A 13,724-nucleotide genomic window follows, 5' to 3' on the forward strand; every position below is an offset into this window, starting at 1 on the left:
GCCGACTGCTTGCGGGCCCATGGAGAAGCCGTTGAGTAGTCCTTCCGGCCGGGCTACTGTCCGTCGGCGGCGACGTCCCAGTGCTCGATGATCTTCCCGTCGACCACTCGGAAGATGTCCGCGACCACGTAGTCGGAGCTGAAAACCCACACCAGGTCCCCGTCGGCGAGGGTGTTGCCGAACCGGGTCCCGCCGCCCTCGGTGGGGGCGCTGCTGGGCGAGGCGTCGGCCTGCGTGCCCTGCTGCAGGAACTGCTTCAGCGGAGCCGTTCCGTTCGCGATCGCCGGGTTGTGCTGGTAGTACCGCGGATCCCAACTCTTGTCGATCACGGTCGCGTCACCGTCGGAGAGCTTGCGGTACGCGTCGACCGCGAACTTCCGGTTCTTCTCCTCCTGTTCCTCGGACAGGGTCGGTGCCCCCTTCGGGTACCGGTACACGTCGCTGAACAAGGAGTTCCCGTTGGCCGTCTTCGCCGGCACGGTCTGCGTGATGCCCCAGTGCTCGACCAGCTTGCCGTTGCTGACCCGGTACAGGTCGGCCTTGGCCTCGCCGGTCGCCTCGTTCGCCGGGGTGGCCGACGCGTGCCAGTGCACGGCCACCAGGTCACGGTCCGTGGCCACGTGCTTGACGGTTGCCACCGCACCGGGAATCTTCGCCTTGAGGTCTTTGAACTGCTTGACCTGCTGCACGTAGTCGGTGCCGACGAGTTCCTTCACCACGTCGGTCTTGTCCTTGTTGAACGCCTCCGAGTACAAGCGCAGAACAAGCGCCTTGTTCCGCTCCTCGGAGGCTGACGACGAGCCGGCCGCGGCGGACGTGGTCGAGGGGGCGGCCGGGTCGGTGTCGGACGCGCTACTGCAGGCGGTCGCGAAGCAGGCCACGGCAACAAGCAAGGGCAGAGTCTTCCGATATCTCACTCGGGTCTCCTGTGTAAGGGGGATTGCGGTCCGGGCCTACTTGGAGGAGCTCCACCAGGCGGTGCCGGCGGCGCGGATCGTGTTGGTGCCGCAGTGCACCTCGCCGCCGCCGACGTGGTGGGTGCGCCAGTCGTCCAGGTAACGCACCCGGGTGCCGACCTTGGCGTACGCCTTGGTCACGGCCTCGGCGATGATGTCCTTGTCGGCCACGACCGGGCCCCACTGCTTGGGGGCGAGGTACTTGTGGGGGGCGAGTACGACCCCGTTGATGGCTCCGGGGTAGTAGGCGCCGAGCCTGGGGGCCCCGTCCGACGGCTCGCCCTGTCCGGGGAAGCCGAAGCGCTCGAACATCGCCGGGACCTTCACGATCTCGGCGTCCGTGACGCCGGTCTCGCGCTTCAGCAGCGCCAGGTTCTCCTTGATCTTCCGGGCGGCGTAGGCGTTGTCCTTGAGCAGCTTCTTGTCGGACAGGGCCTGGTCGATCGTGGGGATGCGGCCATTGGCGTAGGAGCGCGGGATGGAGAACACCTTCGTGTGGCCGTGCCCGTCGCGCTGTGCCTTGCGCAGCAGGGCGAGCGTGCCCTCCGGGTCGGCGATGCCGATCTTCCAGCCGCGCGGGGTGTCGGCGGGCAGGAACTGCACGAACTCGTCCACATGACCGATGCCGAGCCAGCCGGTGTCGAGCACCAGCGGATCCTGGGCCTGCTGGGCCTCGAGGAACGCCGTGTGCGCGGGCAGCCGGGAGTCGTGCCGGCCGGTGATGATCCGGCCTGCCGGGTAGGACTTGCCGTTGTGGGCGTACGGCGGGATGGTCTCCAGGTTGCCCGTGGAGTTGATCTGGTCGTACTTCCCCTTGTTGACCTGCACGACGCCGACGCCTGGCCCGCGCAGCTCGAAGACCTGCTTGCCGGCCGGGCGGTCCATCTGCGCCGACCGCATCATCACCCGCAGGACGCGCGGCTTGCCGCCGGGGCCGGGCATGCTGACGTACCCGGGTTCGATGAAGTCCTGCGCCCAGATGTCCGAGCCGTCCTTGAACTTGTACGTCGGCTTGGTGATACCGGCCTTGCGTACCTCCTTGGCGAACTGCTCGGCGAACTTGCGCTGGTTGGGGTCCTGGCGGCTTCCGTCCACGACCAACGCCTGCTCCGCACGCTGGAGATGATGCTGCGTCAGGACGGGAGCGGCGCGCAGCATCACCTCGTCCGTGGAGGTGCGGTCGCCGTCGGTGACGGTGAACCGGACGGTGACCCGGCCGTCCCAGTCCTTCCGTATGACATCCCGCCCGTCCAGGCCGAGTTGGAGCCCGGCGCGCAGTTCCGCGGCAGTGACGCGAGTGTCGGAGGTGACGTAGGTCCAGGTGTCGCCGCGCTTGAGGAACAGCCGGACCTTGGACTTGCCCGCGCCGACCAGCTGGAGGCTGCCGGTGGCGGCGTCCGAGACGTTGTCGACCGGGACTGTGCGCAGCGGCGCCAGGTACTCGGGCGCCCGTACGACGTTGCCCTGGGCGTCGTTGCAGGCCTCAAGCCGAGCATTGGACAGCCACCGGCCGTCCGGCGTCCTCGTCTTGCAACGCCGCTGCTTGTCACCGATGTTCGGCAGGAAGATCGCGCCCCGCCCGCTGCTCCACGTCGTCTTGCCCGCGGCATCGGAATCCCCGGTGATATCGACCGCACCGTCACGGTTCGCATCGGCACGAATGTCCGCCCGGATGCCTCCGGGGTCGGCGGCTGTGGCGGCCGACACGGTGCCGGACACCGTTGCCAGGGCGATCGCCAACGCCGTCGCAGCCTTGAGCCTGGTTCCGCTCATTCACGTACTCCTTGTGGTCCTGACCCTCACCTCCATCCCATCTCGACTCCCCCAGACATCCACTCCGCCGACCAGCAGCCGCACCCCCGCCGACCGACCGGACTCGGGTCATCCGAAAGTTGTACTCGCGCCACGGACGGTTCAAGCGGCGACCGTGCCTCGTGGGCAACGGGACCGAGTGGCGGGCGATGCCCGGGGACTTCCCGCCGTGGCAGCGGGTCTATGCGGGCGATCACACACTCCTGCTCGGCCGCGGCCAGCTCGGCCTGGACGCGGCCGGCCTCCTCCCGCAGCTCGTCCACGCGTCGGCGACCTCCCGGAGAGCGGCGACACGACAGGCCACAGCTCCCAAGCATTACCAGTCGCGGTCACGCCGGGCCCGTGAAGGCCCACTCCCCGTGCCCGACACGGAAGACGACGAACGCGGGATCGCTGCGCAGGAACTCCGCGCCCTTGGGTGCGGCCACCCGGTCGCGCGACCCTCCCGGCACATGCACCTCGGCCGTCGAGCCCACCGGTACCCGCACCGACAGCCGCAGCTCCCGGTCAAGCCGTGACCAGGCCACGGCGGCCTCGCCGCGCACCGTACGGATCGACGTACGGGCCCAGTTCACTCCCGTACGGGCGTCGGGGCGCACCGAGAAGGTGCGGTAGCCGGCGTCCCCCGGGCGTAGCCCGGCCACGTTCTCGTACAGCCATTGCGCGACGGTGCCCAGGAAGTAGTGGTCGCGGGAGCGGGAGTCCAGCGGCCACATCTCCCACATGGTGTCGGCGCCGTTGTCGTGCCAGTACCCCCAGCTCGGATAGGTGCGCTGGGTCGCGACGGCGTGCGCCACGTCCGGGCGGCCGTGGGCGCACAGCACGTTGAGCAGCACACTCGTGCCCAGGCAGCCGGTGTTCAGATGGTTGCCGCGCGCCTCGATGTCCGCGACGAGGCTGTCCAGTACGGACGTACGGGCGCCGGGCGGCACCAGGCCGAAGGCCAGCGGAATGGCGTTGGATGTCTGCCGGTAGCCGGGATCCTTCGCCGTGCGGTAGTGGCCCTCCGGGCTCAGAAACGCCTCGTTGAACGCCGTCTTCAGCTTCTCGGCCGCCTCCCGGTACCGCTTCACCACCCCGCCGTCACCCAGCAGTTCGCCCAGTTCGGCGGTGTGCAGCAGAGCCCGGTGAAGGTACGCGGTCGCGGTCAGCCGGGTGTCCTCCGGGGGAATCTCATAGCCGGGCGCCACCCAGTCGCCGAGCGCCGTGACCCCCAGCCCGTCCCGCAGCCGGGACAACTCCCAGTCCAGGTACCGGGTCAGCGTCGCCCAGTGCTCGCGGGTGGCGCGCTCGTCCCCGTACACCCGGTACAACTCCCGGACGACGAACGGGTAGACGGTGGTCCACTCCGGGGAGGGGGCCAGCTCCTGGTAGCCCCAGCCGCCGCTCGGCACGATCACGGGGATCTGCCCCGCGCCGTTCTGGCTGTCCGCCAGGTCGCCCAGCCACTTGGACAGGAAGCGGTGCACCCCGAAGGCGTACGTCATCACCGGCGTGCCGACGTGGGCGTCGCCGGTCCAGCCGTTCTTCTCGTACATGGGGGTGTCGGTCGGAATGCCGTGCAGGTTGTTGAGAACCGTGCGGCGCATGGCACCGTCCAGCCACTCGTAGAACGGCTCCGAGCAGGCGAAGGAGCTGACCTCCTCGACACGGGTGTGCACCAGCCGCCCCAGCACCTGCTCGGGGGACGGTCGTGCGGGCAGCCCGTGGATCTCCACGTAACGGAAGCCCTTGTACGAGAACTTCGGCTCCCAGACCTCGTCCGCGCCGCCGCCCGCGCAGATGTACTCGTCGGTCTGGAAGCGGCCCGGAACGTGGCCGGTCTCGGCGTGCACGCTTCCGTCGGGCTTCAGCTTCTCGCCGTGGACGAGACGGACGACGGTGCCAGCGTCGGCGCCGTGGACGGTCAGGCGGGTCCAGCCCGCCATGGTGCGGCCCATGTCCACCACGTACACCCCGGGCCTGAGCTCGGAGATCTCCGTCGGCCGTACCGTCTCGACGATCTCGATCGGGTCGTGCGGCTGCGCCCTGCGCGCGCCCCGCGGTGCCTGCTGCACACCCGCCGTCCGCCAGCCGCTGTCGTCGAAGCCGGGGCGGGTCCAGTCGCGTGGGGCCCGGCGTGCGTCGTACGTCTCGCCCGCGTAGAGGGAGTTGGACAGGGTCGGGCCCTCGGTGATCCGCCACTCGCCGTCCGAGGCGACGGTGGTGCGGGAGCCGTCCGGGTGGTCGATCTCCAGCTGGGCCAGCAGCCGGGGCTCGCCGTGCCACGGGGGGCGGTGCCAGTTCCAGACGTTGGGGGTGGTCATGCCGAAGAAGCCGCGGCCGAGGGTGACGCCGATGGCGTTCTCGCCACGTCTGACCAACTCGGTGACGTCGTGGACGGCGTAGAGCACGGTCTCGTCGTAGTCCGTGAAGCCGGGGTCGAGGACCTGCCGGCCGACCCTGCGGCCGTTGATCTCGGCTTCGTAGTAGGCGAGTCCGCTGATGTAGAGGCGGGCCCGGGAGATCCGCCGCCGCACGGTGAAGGTGCGGCGCAGCAGGGGCGCGGGCTGCTCCGGCACGGCGACGCTCACGCCGCTGCCCCAGGGTCCCTGCCCGTATGGAGCGAGTACGGCGGCCTCGGCCCAGTCCGTGTCGTCGAACTCCGGCCGCTGCCAGCCTTGTTGGGGTTCGGTGGCGGTAACGCGCCAGTCGGGCCCGGTGACCAGTTCGTACGATCCGACGTCGCCGTCCTCCGTCTCGACGATCAGCCGGACCAGCAGGCCGGCGGGGTTCACGGAAGGGCCGGGGCGGTTGGTGGCACGGGCGGCGAGCACCACCGGGCGGCCGGCGGCGCGGGCCTCCTCGGTGAGCCCGGTGACATCGACCGCACGGCCGGTGCGCCAGCCGTCCTGCTGCTGCGGCGCGTGCAGCACCTGCCGGCCGTCCAGATGGAGAGTGAAGTCGTCGTCGGCGGTGGCGACCACGGTGGCCCGCCGCACCCGCGTGCCGTCGTCCGGCAGACGCAGTGCCGCACGGAACCAACAGGGCCCCACAGGAGCGTCGGAGGACGTGGCGCCCGGCGACCAGATCCACGAGGCACCGGAGAGGGAGGGCGGCTCCGGCGGCGCGTCGGCGCCGATCCAGCGGGCCTGCCAGTCGGCTTCCGACAACGTTGTCTCCCACCAGCCGGGCTCGCTCCAGCGGGAGGGGCGCCCGGCACTGTCCCAGGCCCGTACCCGCCAGTGGTAGCGGGTACGGGGACGCAGTGCGGGCCCTTCGTAGGGGACACCCACGCTGCGGTCGGACGTCACCTTCCCCGAGTCCCAGACCAGCCTGGCCGCCACCCCGGTGCCAACCGTCAGCTCCCCGGGGGTGAGGGCCACCTGCACCTGGTACGCGCTCTGCCGGGCGCCGTGCCCCGGAGCGGACAACTCCCAGCTGAGGCGGGGGTGTTCGACGTCGGTACCGAGGGCTCGCTCGGCGTACTCGACGGTGGTGCGCTCGATGCGGAGTGCTCCGGTGCGGAGTGCTCCGGTGTGGTCGTCGCCCTCCGGGCCCCGCGCCGGTGGCCCGGCGGCCGTCGCCTGACCGGCGGACAACGCGGTGATTCCGGCACCCGCTCCCGCCGTCGTACCTCTCAGGAAGAGTCTCCGGTTCCATGGTCGGCCCATGCGTGTTCCTCGCTCACTGTGTCGCTGCGGACAACGAAGTTGCGGACAACGAAGCTGTGCTGTGGCGCTTTGGAATGTGCGTTGAATTTTGCGTCTTGAAACGATTCAATCCGCTCTTGCGGTGAAATGCTAGGGGCGCGAGTGGCGCTCAACAAGGTGTGTGACAGCGGAGGTTGGGGAGAGCGGTAGCGCTCCTGTGGAACCAGGACGGCCTCCGAGCACTCTGTCCATGCACCCGACCGCGATCTGCCACCCCGACCTGGCGGGGCCACGCGGAGGGCTACGCCGCGAAGCTGGTTCAGAAACCTCTCTGGAGACCCACCTGATGAAGCTCACCAAGCGTCTCGTCCTCACCACCACAGCTCTCGCCGCCGTGACCGCCGGCACGCTCATGGGCGCGACGGCCGGCCAGGCCGCGACTCCGCAGCCCGCCCGCACCGGCGTCGACGCTCCCCCCGCCCTGAAGGTCCCCGACGGCAACCGGCTCACCGGCGTCTTCTCCGCCGAGGGCGTCCAGACCTACACCTGCACCGACGGCGCCTGGAAGCTGCTGGAGCCCGCCGCCACCCTCTGGGCCAAGAACGACCGCTCCCGTCGCCCTGTCGCCCTCCACTCCCGCGGCCCTGTCTGGGTGTCCACGGTGGACGGCAGCGCCGTCAACGCCGCCGCCGTCGCCAGCTCCCCCAAGGACGGCACCATCCCCGAACTCCTCCTGCAGTCCACCGCCACCCGCGGCACCGGGATATTCGCCGACGTCTCCTACATCCAGCGCCTCGACACCCATGGCGGCGTCGCCCCCACCACCGCCTGCACCGGCACCGACCAGACCAGCGTCCGCTACTCCGCCACCTACACCTTCTACAAGCCCGCCAAGTGATGAGCTGAGGAAAACAGCAGGGGCCTCTGGGCGATGCTGAGGGGCCCCTGCCCTGCTGGATACAGCACCGCCGAGGTCCGTGACGGGTCGCCGGCGCGGTCTCTCCGACGTGTTGTACGTCGACCCCGACCCCGAACACCGGTCGCTCGCCGAGGGGGAGGACAGCGCCCCCGGCTGCCTTGATGCACCTGCCCCGCGCTATCGGCCCACCCTTTCCTCTTTCTCAGCGAGCTGCTCTTCGATCAGATCTGCGGCCCGACGGGTACCGCCCTCGGTGCGCACCTCGGACCACAGCCATGCCGAGCGCGTGGCGACCTGGGGGTCGCCGATGAGTTCCATCAGGACGGTACGCAGCGTCTCCGCCGTGATGTCCGCCGTGTCGATACGGCGGGCGACGCCCAGTTCGACGAGCCGGTCGGCGTAGAGGCGCTGGTCGGGCCCGTTCGGTACCGCGATCATCGGCACGCCGGCGTACAGGCCCTCACTGCTGCTGCGCACACTGGTGTGCGTCACCCATACGTCCGCCTGCTCGAGAATCGCCAACGGCGCCCCCCACGGCCGCACTTCGAAGTTGCGGGGAACCCGCTCGGCGATATCGCCGCCACTGACGGTCTGCAACACCACATGCCACCCCGGGAGATCAGCGAAGGCTGCCACACACTGGTGGTAGATCTCCCGCGGCCCGGGGTGGGCCGAGCCGGCCAGCGACACCAGCAGCACCTTGTGCACACCGGCAGGCCGCAGCCAGCCGCCCTGCTGCTGACCGGCGCCGAAGCACGGGCCGACGAACGTCACCGCGTCGGTGTCGACCCGCTCCACATGCGGCTGCATGGCGCGCGGGATCATGGCCAGCACGCGCTGCGGGCGGCCGGTGAACTCCTCCACGTTGGTCGTCATCGCGCCGCACCGGACCAGCCAGTCAGCGAACCGCGCTCGGTACGCGGGCCCTCCGGGCAGCTGGGCGAATGCCGCGCCGATCTCCTCCTGGGCACCCTCCCAGGCCACATGCGTCGGAGACAGCTGGACGAGGCGGCGGCCTTGCGACTCGGCCAGCGCGCGGCCCGCGTAGGCGCCGACGTCGTAGAGGTACAGGTCAGCGGGATCGTCGTCGTACGCGGCGTGCAGCTGTGGCAGTACGGCCATCGCCTCGTCAAGGAGGAGGGAGGCGGAGGCGATGGGATCCTGCGGCCAGTCACGGCCGGCGACCGGAAGAGTGGACGTGATGCCGACCAGCTCGGCGCCGGTGGGGGTGATCAGCTCGGCGACGGGGGTGGCGGTGGCGTACGTCACCCGATGACCGCGGGCCACCAGCTCACGGATGATCTCCAGGCTTGGCAGCACATGGTCGATCAGAGGCGTGCCGACCATGGCGATATGTGCAGAACGGGGCATAACCGGACTTCCTTGGATAGAGGTCTACGGCAGAGAAACGCCAAGGAGCCCGACGGGGAAACGCAGCCCTCGGAACCGAACCGGCCACACGTCCGCCGGCAACCGAAGGTCGGTCGGCGGCATCGTCGGGCAGACGTCAGTCGACGCGGGAGCAGAGGTCGTCCTTCGTCCCATGCGCCAGGCTCACGGTCCTGTACCCGGCGGAGCTGATGTCGATGGTGTACACCCCGTCGATGATGTAGAGGCCGCGCGGCAGGTTGCCCTTGCCCTCGCCGATGCCGACGAGCACCGGTCCGTGCACGGCCCAGAACTGGGAGCCGTCGGTTCGCTGCTCGACGATGGCCGAGCCGCTCACGTCGGCGTCGTAGAAGGCACCCGTCCCGGTGTTCGTGACCCGTACGACCAGATCGCCCTTGTACGCGACGCGCTTTGCGGCACCGTCGGGGTAGGTGTCCAGCACACGCTTCATCACCTCGTCGATGACGGGCTCGCCGTGAACAGGGAAGTCGCACCGCAGCCCGGCATCCACGTCCCAGGGTGCGGAAGGTGCGGGTTCCCACCCGGTGCCGGTGCCGGCACCGGCGGACGCGGGCTGTGCTCCGAGCAGCACGGCGGCAAGCACCAGCGGTGCGAGACGAACGGTTCGTCGCATGACTCTCTCCCTGGTCAGACGGTTGATGGGAAGGTTCCGCCGAAGAGGCGGTTGCCAGTCTCGCGTCGGTCTCTGACCAAACCCTGACCACCACCGGCACGGACCGCGCACACCCGGCCCGACAGGGCCGAGGCTTGGCCTAGGCTGCCGAGCGCCATGGAGTTCCAGTTGCTCGGTCCGTTCGCCGCCCGCCACGAGGGACGACAGGTGCTGGTGGGCAGCCGCCGCCAGGAGCGGTGCCTGCTGTCGGTGCTGCTGCTGCACGCCGGCCGTGCCGTGACGACCGAGCGCCTCATCGACCTGCTGTGGAACGGCGACGCGCCCGCTTCTGCCCGCGGCACCCTCCACACCTACATAGGTCGACTGCGTGCTGCTCTCAGGCCGTACGGAGTGCCGGTCGAGACCCGGCATGACGGCTACGCCGTCGAGCAGGGCCCCCATACGATCGACGCCCAGGAGTTCACCTTCCTCGTCCGGCAGGCGGCGGATGCCGGTGATCCCGCGGAGCGAGTCCGCCTCTACGACCAGGCCCTCGGGCTGTGGCGGGGCCCGCTGCTCGCCGACGTGGCCGACGACCGGCTGCGCACTCGCCTCGGCGGTTCCCTGGACGAACTGCGCCTTTCCGCCGTGGAGTCGCGAGCGGAGGCACAGCTGATCATGGGTCTTCACGACCGCGTCGTGGCGGATCTGACACCGCTGGTCGAGGAGCATCCAGGGCGGGAACGGCTGGTCGCCGCCCAGATGACCGCTCTCTACCGCGGGGGCCGCCAGGCCGATGCCCTCACGCTGTACCGCGGCACGCATAAGGCGCTGGTAACCGAGTTCGGCATCGAACCGGGCGCAGAACTGCAGACGCTGCACGACCGCATGTTGCGTGGCGACCACCGGCTGGACCGGCCTCCTGGACCCGTGTACGCCGTGCGGGTCGACGACCAATGGCTGCCATGGAGCACGAGCGGACACCCCGCACTGGAGTTCTGCAACACCTACGCGGGCTGGGGCCGGGGCGGGGACCGGCTGCCGGGATCGGAGTGGCTGCGCGGCTACGCCACCCTCGCCGTATGGGCCGGCCATATCGACCTGATCGACGAGCGATCGGTCACCCGCCTCCGTGAACAGGCGCTACGACATCCCGACGAGGCCGCCGCCGCGCTCACCGATGCTCGCCACTTTCGTACGAACCTGTACGCCTGCCTGACCGACCCGGAGGACGCCCGTGCCTTCAAGGTGGTGGCAGGCACGGTGGAGGACGCTGCCAGGCACTCGGTCTTCACCCGTGGCGAGGACGGCCTCGGACACTGGCAGCCCTCACCCTCCGCGGGCTTACGGCTGCCCCTCTTGGCGGTGGCCCGCAGCGCGGGCGAACTGCTCGCGGATCCACGGCACTTCACGGTCCGCAGCTGCCCTAGCGAGGACTGCGGCTGGCTGTTCCTCGACGCGAGCGGGCGGCGCAGATGGTGCAGCTTGGCGACGTGCGGCGCCAAACGGTCCGGAGGCGCTGACCGGAGCGCCCCAAGGCAATAAACAAACCCAGGCCGCTGACCTGGGTTTCATGGATAGCTGGCTCCTTCGGCAGACGCACCTTCAGCCGGGCCCACTCTTCATTCGTTGAGCTTGCGTCGTGAAACCGATCGGTTTACCATTCTGAAAACCGATCGGTTTCTCATTCTCCGGAGAGAGTCATGACTGTTTTGAAGGGCGCGAACGTCTTCGTCACCGGCGGCAGCCGCGGCATCGGCAAGGCGCTGGTGGAAGAGCTGTACGCGCGCGGTGCCGGCAAGGTCTACGCCACCGCCCGCGACCCGCGCACCGTGACGCACCCGGACGCGGTCCCGGTGGCGCTGGAGGTCACCGACCCGGCCTCGGTGGCGGCCGCCGCCGCACAGGCGCAGGACGTGACCGTGCTGATCAACAACGCCGGCGCGTCGGTCGGCGCGTCCTTCCTCGACTCCCCGGTCGACGACGTGCGCCGGGAGTTTGAGGCCAACTTCTACGGCCCGCTCCTGGCCGCCCGGGCCTTCGTGCCGGTCATCGAGCGCAACGGCGGCGGCCACCTCCTCAACGTGCATTCCGTGCTGTCCTGGATCGCGCTCGGCGGCTCCTACAGCGCGTCCAAGGCCGCCCTGTGGTCGCAGACCAACTCCCTGCGCCTCGAACTCCAGCCGCGTGGCATCGCGGTGACCGGACTGCATGTCGGCTACGTCGACACGGACCTCGCGGCCGACGTCGACGCACCCAAGTCCGACCCGCGTGACGTCGCCTCCCTGGCCCTCGACGGCGTCGAGACCGGCGCCCACGAGGTGCTCGCCGACGAGATCTCCCGCCAGGTCAAGGCGGGCCTGGCCGGCGACCTGTCAGGGCTGTACCCCCAGCTCGCCAAGTAGCAGTGAACACCAGTTTTCTGAGACCGGAGAGGGTATTGGCAATGAGTGAGAATGCAGAGAAGAAGAAGTTTTACGCCCTGAATATGTTCGACGTGGTCGACGTGGAGAAATACCTTGCGTATTTCAGCCGCTTGCCCGAAGCGGCTCCGCGGTATGGTGGCCGAATGGTGGCGTTCGGCCGCTTCCGGGACAACGTGGCCGGTGACCTCACGCCACGGCAGGTCCTGTTCCTCGTTGAATGGGAGTCCGAAGAGGCGTTCAACAGCTTCCGGGACGATCCGGAATTGGCCGACCTGCATCCGCTGCGGGAGAGCGGGACGGCGTCCTATATCTGGCAGACGTTCGATGGTTCCGATATGAGTGACCCCGCCGACGTTTCGCTCGACGATGTACTGGCGGTGCTCAAGCCTTAGCCTCGATCATTCGTGAGGGCCCGCCGACGGAGTCGGTGGGCCCTTTCGCTGTCCGGAGGCCTGCGTCAGTCGGCCAGCTGGTTCATCTTGCGGATCTGCTTGTCGAAGACCGCGGCGGGAGCGAGGCGGCGCAGTACGCGTGCGCGTCCGGCCAGGGGGCCGGCGGTGTAGCGCGGCCTCGGCTTCGTGTCGGTCGCTGCCGCCACGATCGCCTTGGCGACGACGGCGGGGGCGTCGCCGCTCCTGACGGCCTGCGCCATGACGCGGTCGACGGTCTGCCGCTGCTTGGCGTACGCGTGCAGGGGGGTGTCGGGCTTCGCGCTGTTGGCCTCGAACCCGGTCCTGGTGTAGGCGGGTTCGACGATGAGTGCCCGGACGCCGTGGTCACGGATCTCATGGTCCAGGGACTCGGTGTAGCCCTCGATCGCGTGCTTGGAGGCGGCGTACGCGGCCATATAGGGCTGGGGCAGGAACCCGAGCACGGACGAGATGTTGATGATGCGCCCGCGTCGCTGAGCGCGCATGTGCGGCAGGACCTCGTTCACCATGCGCATGACCCCGAAGACGTTGGTGTCGAAGACGGACTGGGCCTGCTCGACAGAGGTCTCCTCCGCCGCCCCCATCGAGCCGACGCCGGCGTTGTTGACCAGGACGTCGATCCTCCCGAACCGCTCGCTCACCTCCTGGACCGCCGCGGCGGCCGAGGCGTCACTGGCCACGTCGAGGTCGAGGAAGGTCACACCGCCGAACGGGGTGACGCGAGCGGTGTCACGGCTTGTGCCGACCACATCGAAACCCGCTGCAACCAGGGCGAGCGCGGTTTCCTTCCCGATGCCGGATGACGCACCTGTCACGAGTGCCACCGGCCGATCTGTCGTCATCATGGACTCCCGCGCTCGCTCGAAACCGATCGGTTTCCTCTACCGTAAACCGATCGGTTTCAAGGTGCAAGTGCAAGCGCGAGTGTTCTGGACGGGTGACGCGTCAGCGCACGCCCGCCGCGTCGAGCAGCGTGGTCACCGTGGGTGCGACAAGCCCCGGAAGTTTGTCGGCTCCGATTCCCGCGCGGGCGCTGGCGCCGTCGAAGACCAGGCTGAGCTGCCGGGCCAGTAGATCGGGGTCGCTTGCCTCGCCCTGCTCGGCCTCGGCGCGGAAGAAGGCGGTCAGGTTCGCCTTGACCTGATGGGCGACCTGGCTCGCGGGGTGACTCTGATCCTTGAGCTCGATCTGCACGGCCAGGTACCGGCAGCCTCGGAACTCGGGCGCCCCTGCGTGCGATTCCACCTGCTCGAAGACGTGCAGGATCCGCTCGCGAGGTGACCGGCCGTCGTCCGCCGCGGGCAGGAGAGTTGCCACGTAGGCGGAGGCGCGCTCCTTCAGGCTCACTGCCAGGAGTTCGTCCTTGCTCTCGAACAGCTGGTACATGGAGCGCTTCGACACCCCCGCCGCCTTGCACAGCGCCTCGACGCCGATGCTCACGCCGTCGCGGTAGGTGAGCGTGGCCGCTGCCTCCAGCAGCCGCTCCCTGGGGCTCAGTTTCACTTCGGTGGTCATACCGCGAGGTTAACCCGAAATGGACGAAATG

General features: G+C 69.4%; 11 protein-coding genes. 4 read left to right on the forward strand and 7 right to left on the reverse strand.

The annotated features are described in order from the left end of the window. Positions 1 to 53: 53 nt before the first annotated feature. The 3 genes from AB0I98_RS15265 to AB0I98_RS15275 form a co-directional block, all read right to left on the reverse strand. Complete coding sequence (locus AB0I98_RS15265) at positions 54 to 917, reverse strand: ester cyclase (protein ID WP_362940869.1); 864 nt, start codon at positions 915 to 917, stop codon at positions 54 to 56. Positions 918 to 953: 36 nt separating this feature from the next. Beyond that, positions 954 to 2,729: a protein-arginine deiminase domain-containing protein gene (locus AB0I98_RS15270; RefSeq protein ID WP_362940872.1), complete on the reverse strand. Its 1,776-nt coding sequence runs from the start codon at positions 2,727 to 2,729 to the stop codon at positions 954 to 956. A 368-nt stretch (positions 2,730 to 3,097) separates the two neighbouring features. Next, entirely contained in the window at positions 3,098 to 6,421 is a 3,324-nt protein-coding gene (locus AB0I98_RS15275; protein ID WP_362940875.1) for a family 78 glycoside hydrolase catalytic domain, read from the reverse strand. 325 nt (positions 6,422 to 6,746) lie between these two features. Between AB0I98_RS15275 and AB0I98_RS15280 the strand changes: the two genes are divergently transcribed. Continuing rightward, positions 6,747 to 7,298, forward strand: coding sequence for a DUF3455 domain-containing protein (locus AB0I98_RS15280; RefSeq protein ID WP_362940878.1), 552 nt, complete (start codon positions 6,747 to 6,749; stop codon positions 7,296 to 7,298). A 198-nt stretch (positions 7,299 to 7,496) separates the two neighbouring features. On the opposite strand, the gene AB0I98_RS15285 is transcribed toward AB0I98_RS15280, so the two are convergent. Then, positions 7,497 to 8,690 (reverse strand): macrolide family glycosyltransferase, encoded by a 1,194-nt coding sequence (locus AB0I98_RS15285; RefSeq protein WP_362940881.1) that lies wholly within the window; start codon positions 8,688 to 8,690, stop codon positions 7,497 to 7,499. A gap of 136 nt (positions 8,691 to 8,826) precedes the next feature. Further along, positions 8,827 to 9,342: a hypothetical protein gene (locus AB0I98_RS15290; RefSeq protein WP_362940884.1), complete on the reverse strand. Its 516-nt coding sequence runs from the start codon at positions 9,340 to 9,342 to the stop codon at positions 8,827 to 8,829. A 156-nt stretch (positions 9,343 to 9,498) separates the two neighbouring features. Between AB0I98_RS15290 and AB0I98_RS15295 the strand changes: the two genes are divergently transcribed. The 3 genes from AB0I98_RS15295 (at position 9,499) to AB0I98_RS15305 (ending at position 12,139) form a co-directional block, all read left to right on the forward strand. Further along, positions 9,499 to 10,866, forward strand: a complete 1,368-nt coding sequence (locus AB0I98_RS15295) for a BTAD domain-containing putative transcriptional regulator (protein WP_362940887.1) — start codon at positions 9,499 to 9,501, stop codon at positions 10,864 to 10,866. Positions 10,867 to 11,024: 158 nt separating this feature from the next. Beyond that, positions 11,025 to 11,726, forward strand: coding sequence for an SDR family oxidoreductase (locus AB0I98_RS15300; RefSeq protein ID WP_362940890.1), 702 nt, complete (start codon positions 11,025 to 11,027; stop codon positions 11,724 to 11,726). A gap of 41 nt (positions 11,727 to 11,767) precedes the next feature. Further along, positions 11,768 to 12,139 carry a DUF1330 domain-containing protein gene (locus AB0I98_RS15305; protein ID WP_362940893.1) on the forward strand — a complete coding sequence of 124 codons (372 nt, stop codon included), beginning with the start codon at positions 11,768 to 11,770 and terminating at the stop codon, positions 12,137 to 12,139. A gap of 65 nt (positions 12,140 to 12,204) precedes the next feature. On the opposite strand, the gene AB0I98_RS15310 is transcribed toward AB0I98_RS15305, so the two are convergent. After that, positions 12,205 to 13,020 carry an oxidoreductase gene (locus AB0I98_RS15310; protein WP_362941294.1) on the reverse strand — a complete coding sequence of 272 codons (816 nt, stop codon included), beginning with the start codon at positions 13,018 to 13,020 and terminating at the stop codon, positions 12,205 to 12,207. Positions 13,021 to 13,123: 103 nt separating this feature from the next. After that, a complete protein-coding gene (locus AB0I98_RS15315) occupies positions 13,124 to 13,693 on the reverse strand; it encodes a TetR/AcrR family transcriptional regulator (RefSeq protein ID WP_362940896.1) in 570 nt (189 codons plus the stop codon). Positions 13,694 to 13,724: the final 31 nt, after the last annotated feature.

This window comes from Streptomyces sp. NPDC050211 (assembly GCF_040656035.1).
Taxonomy (GTDB): domain Bacteria; phylum Actinomycetota; class Actinomycetes; order Streptomycetales; family Streptomycetaceae; genus Streptomyces.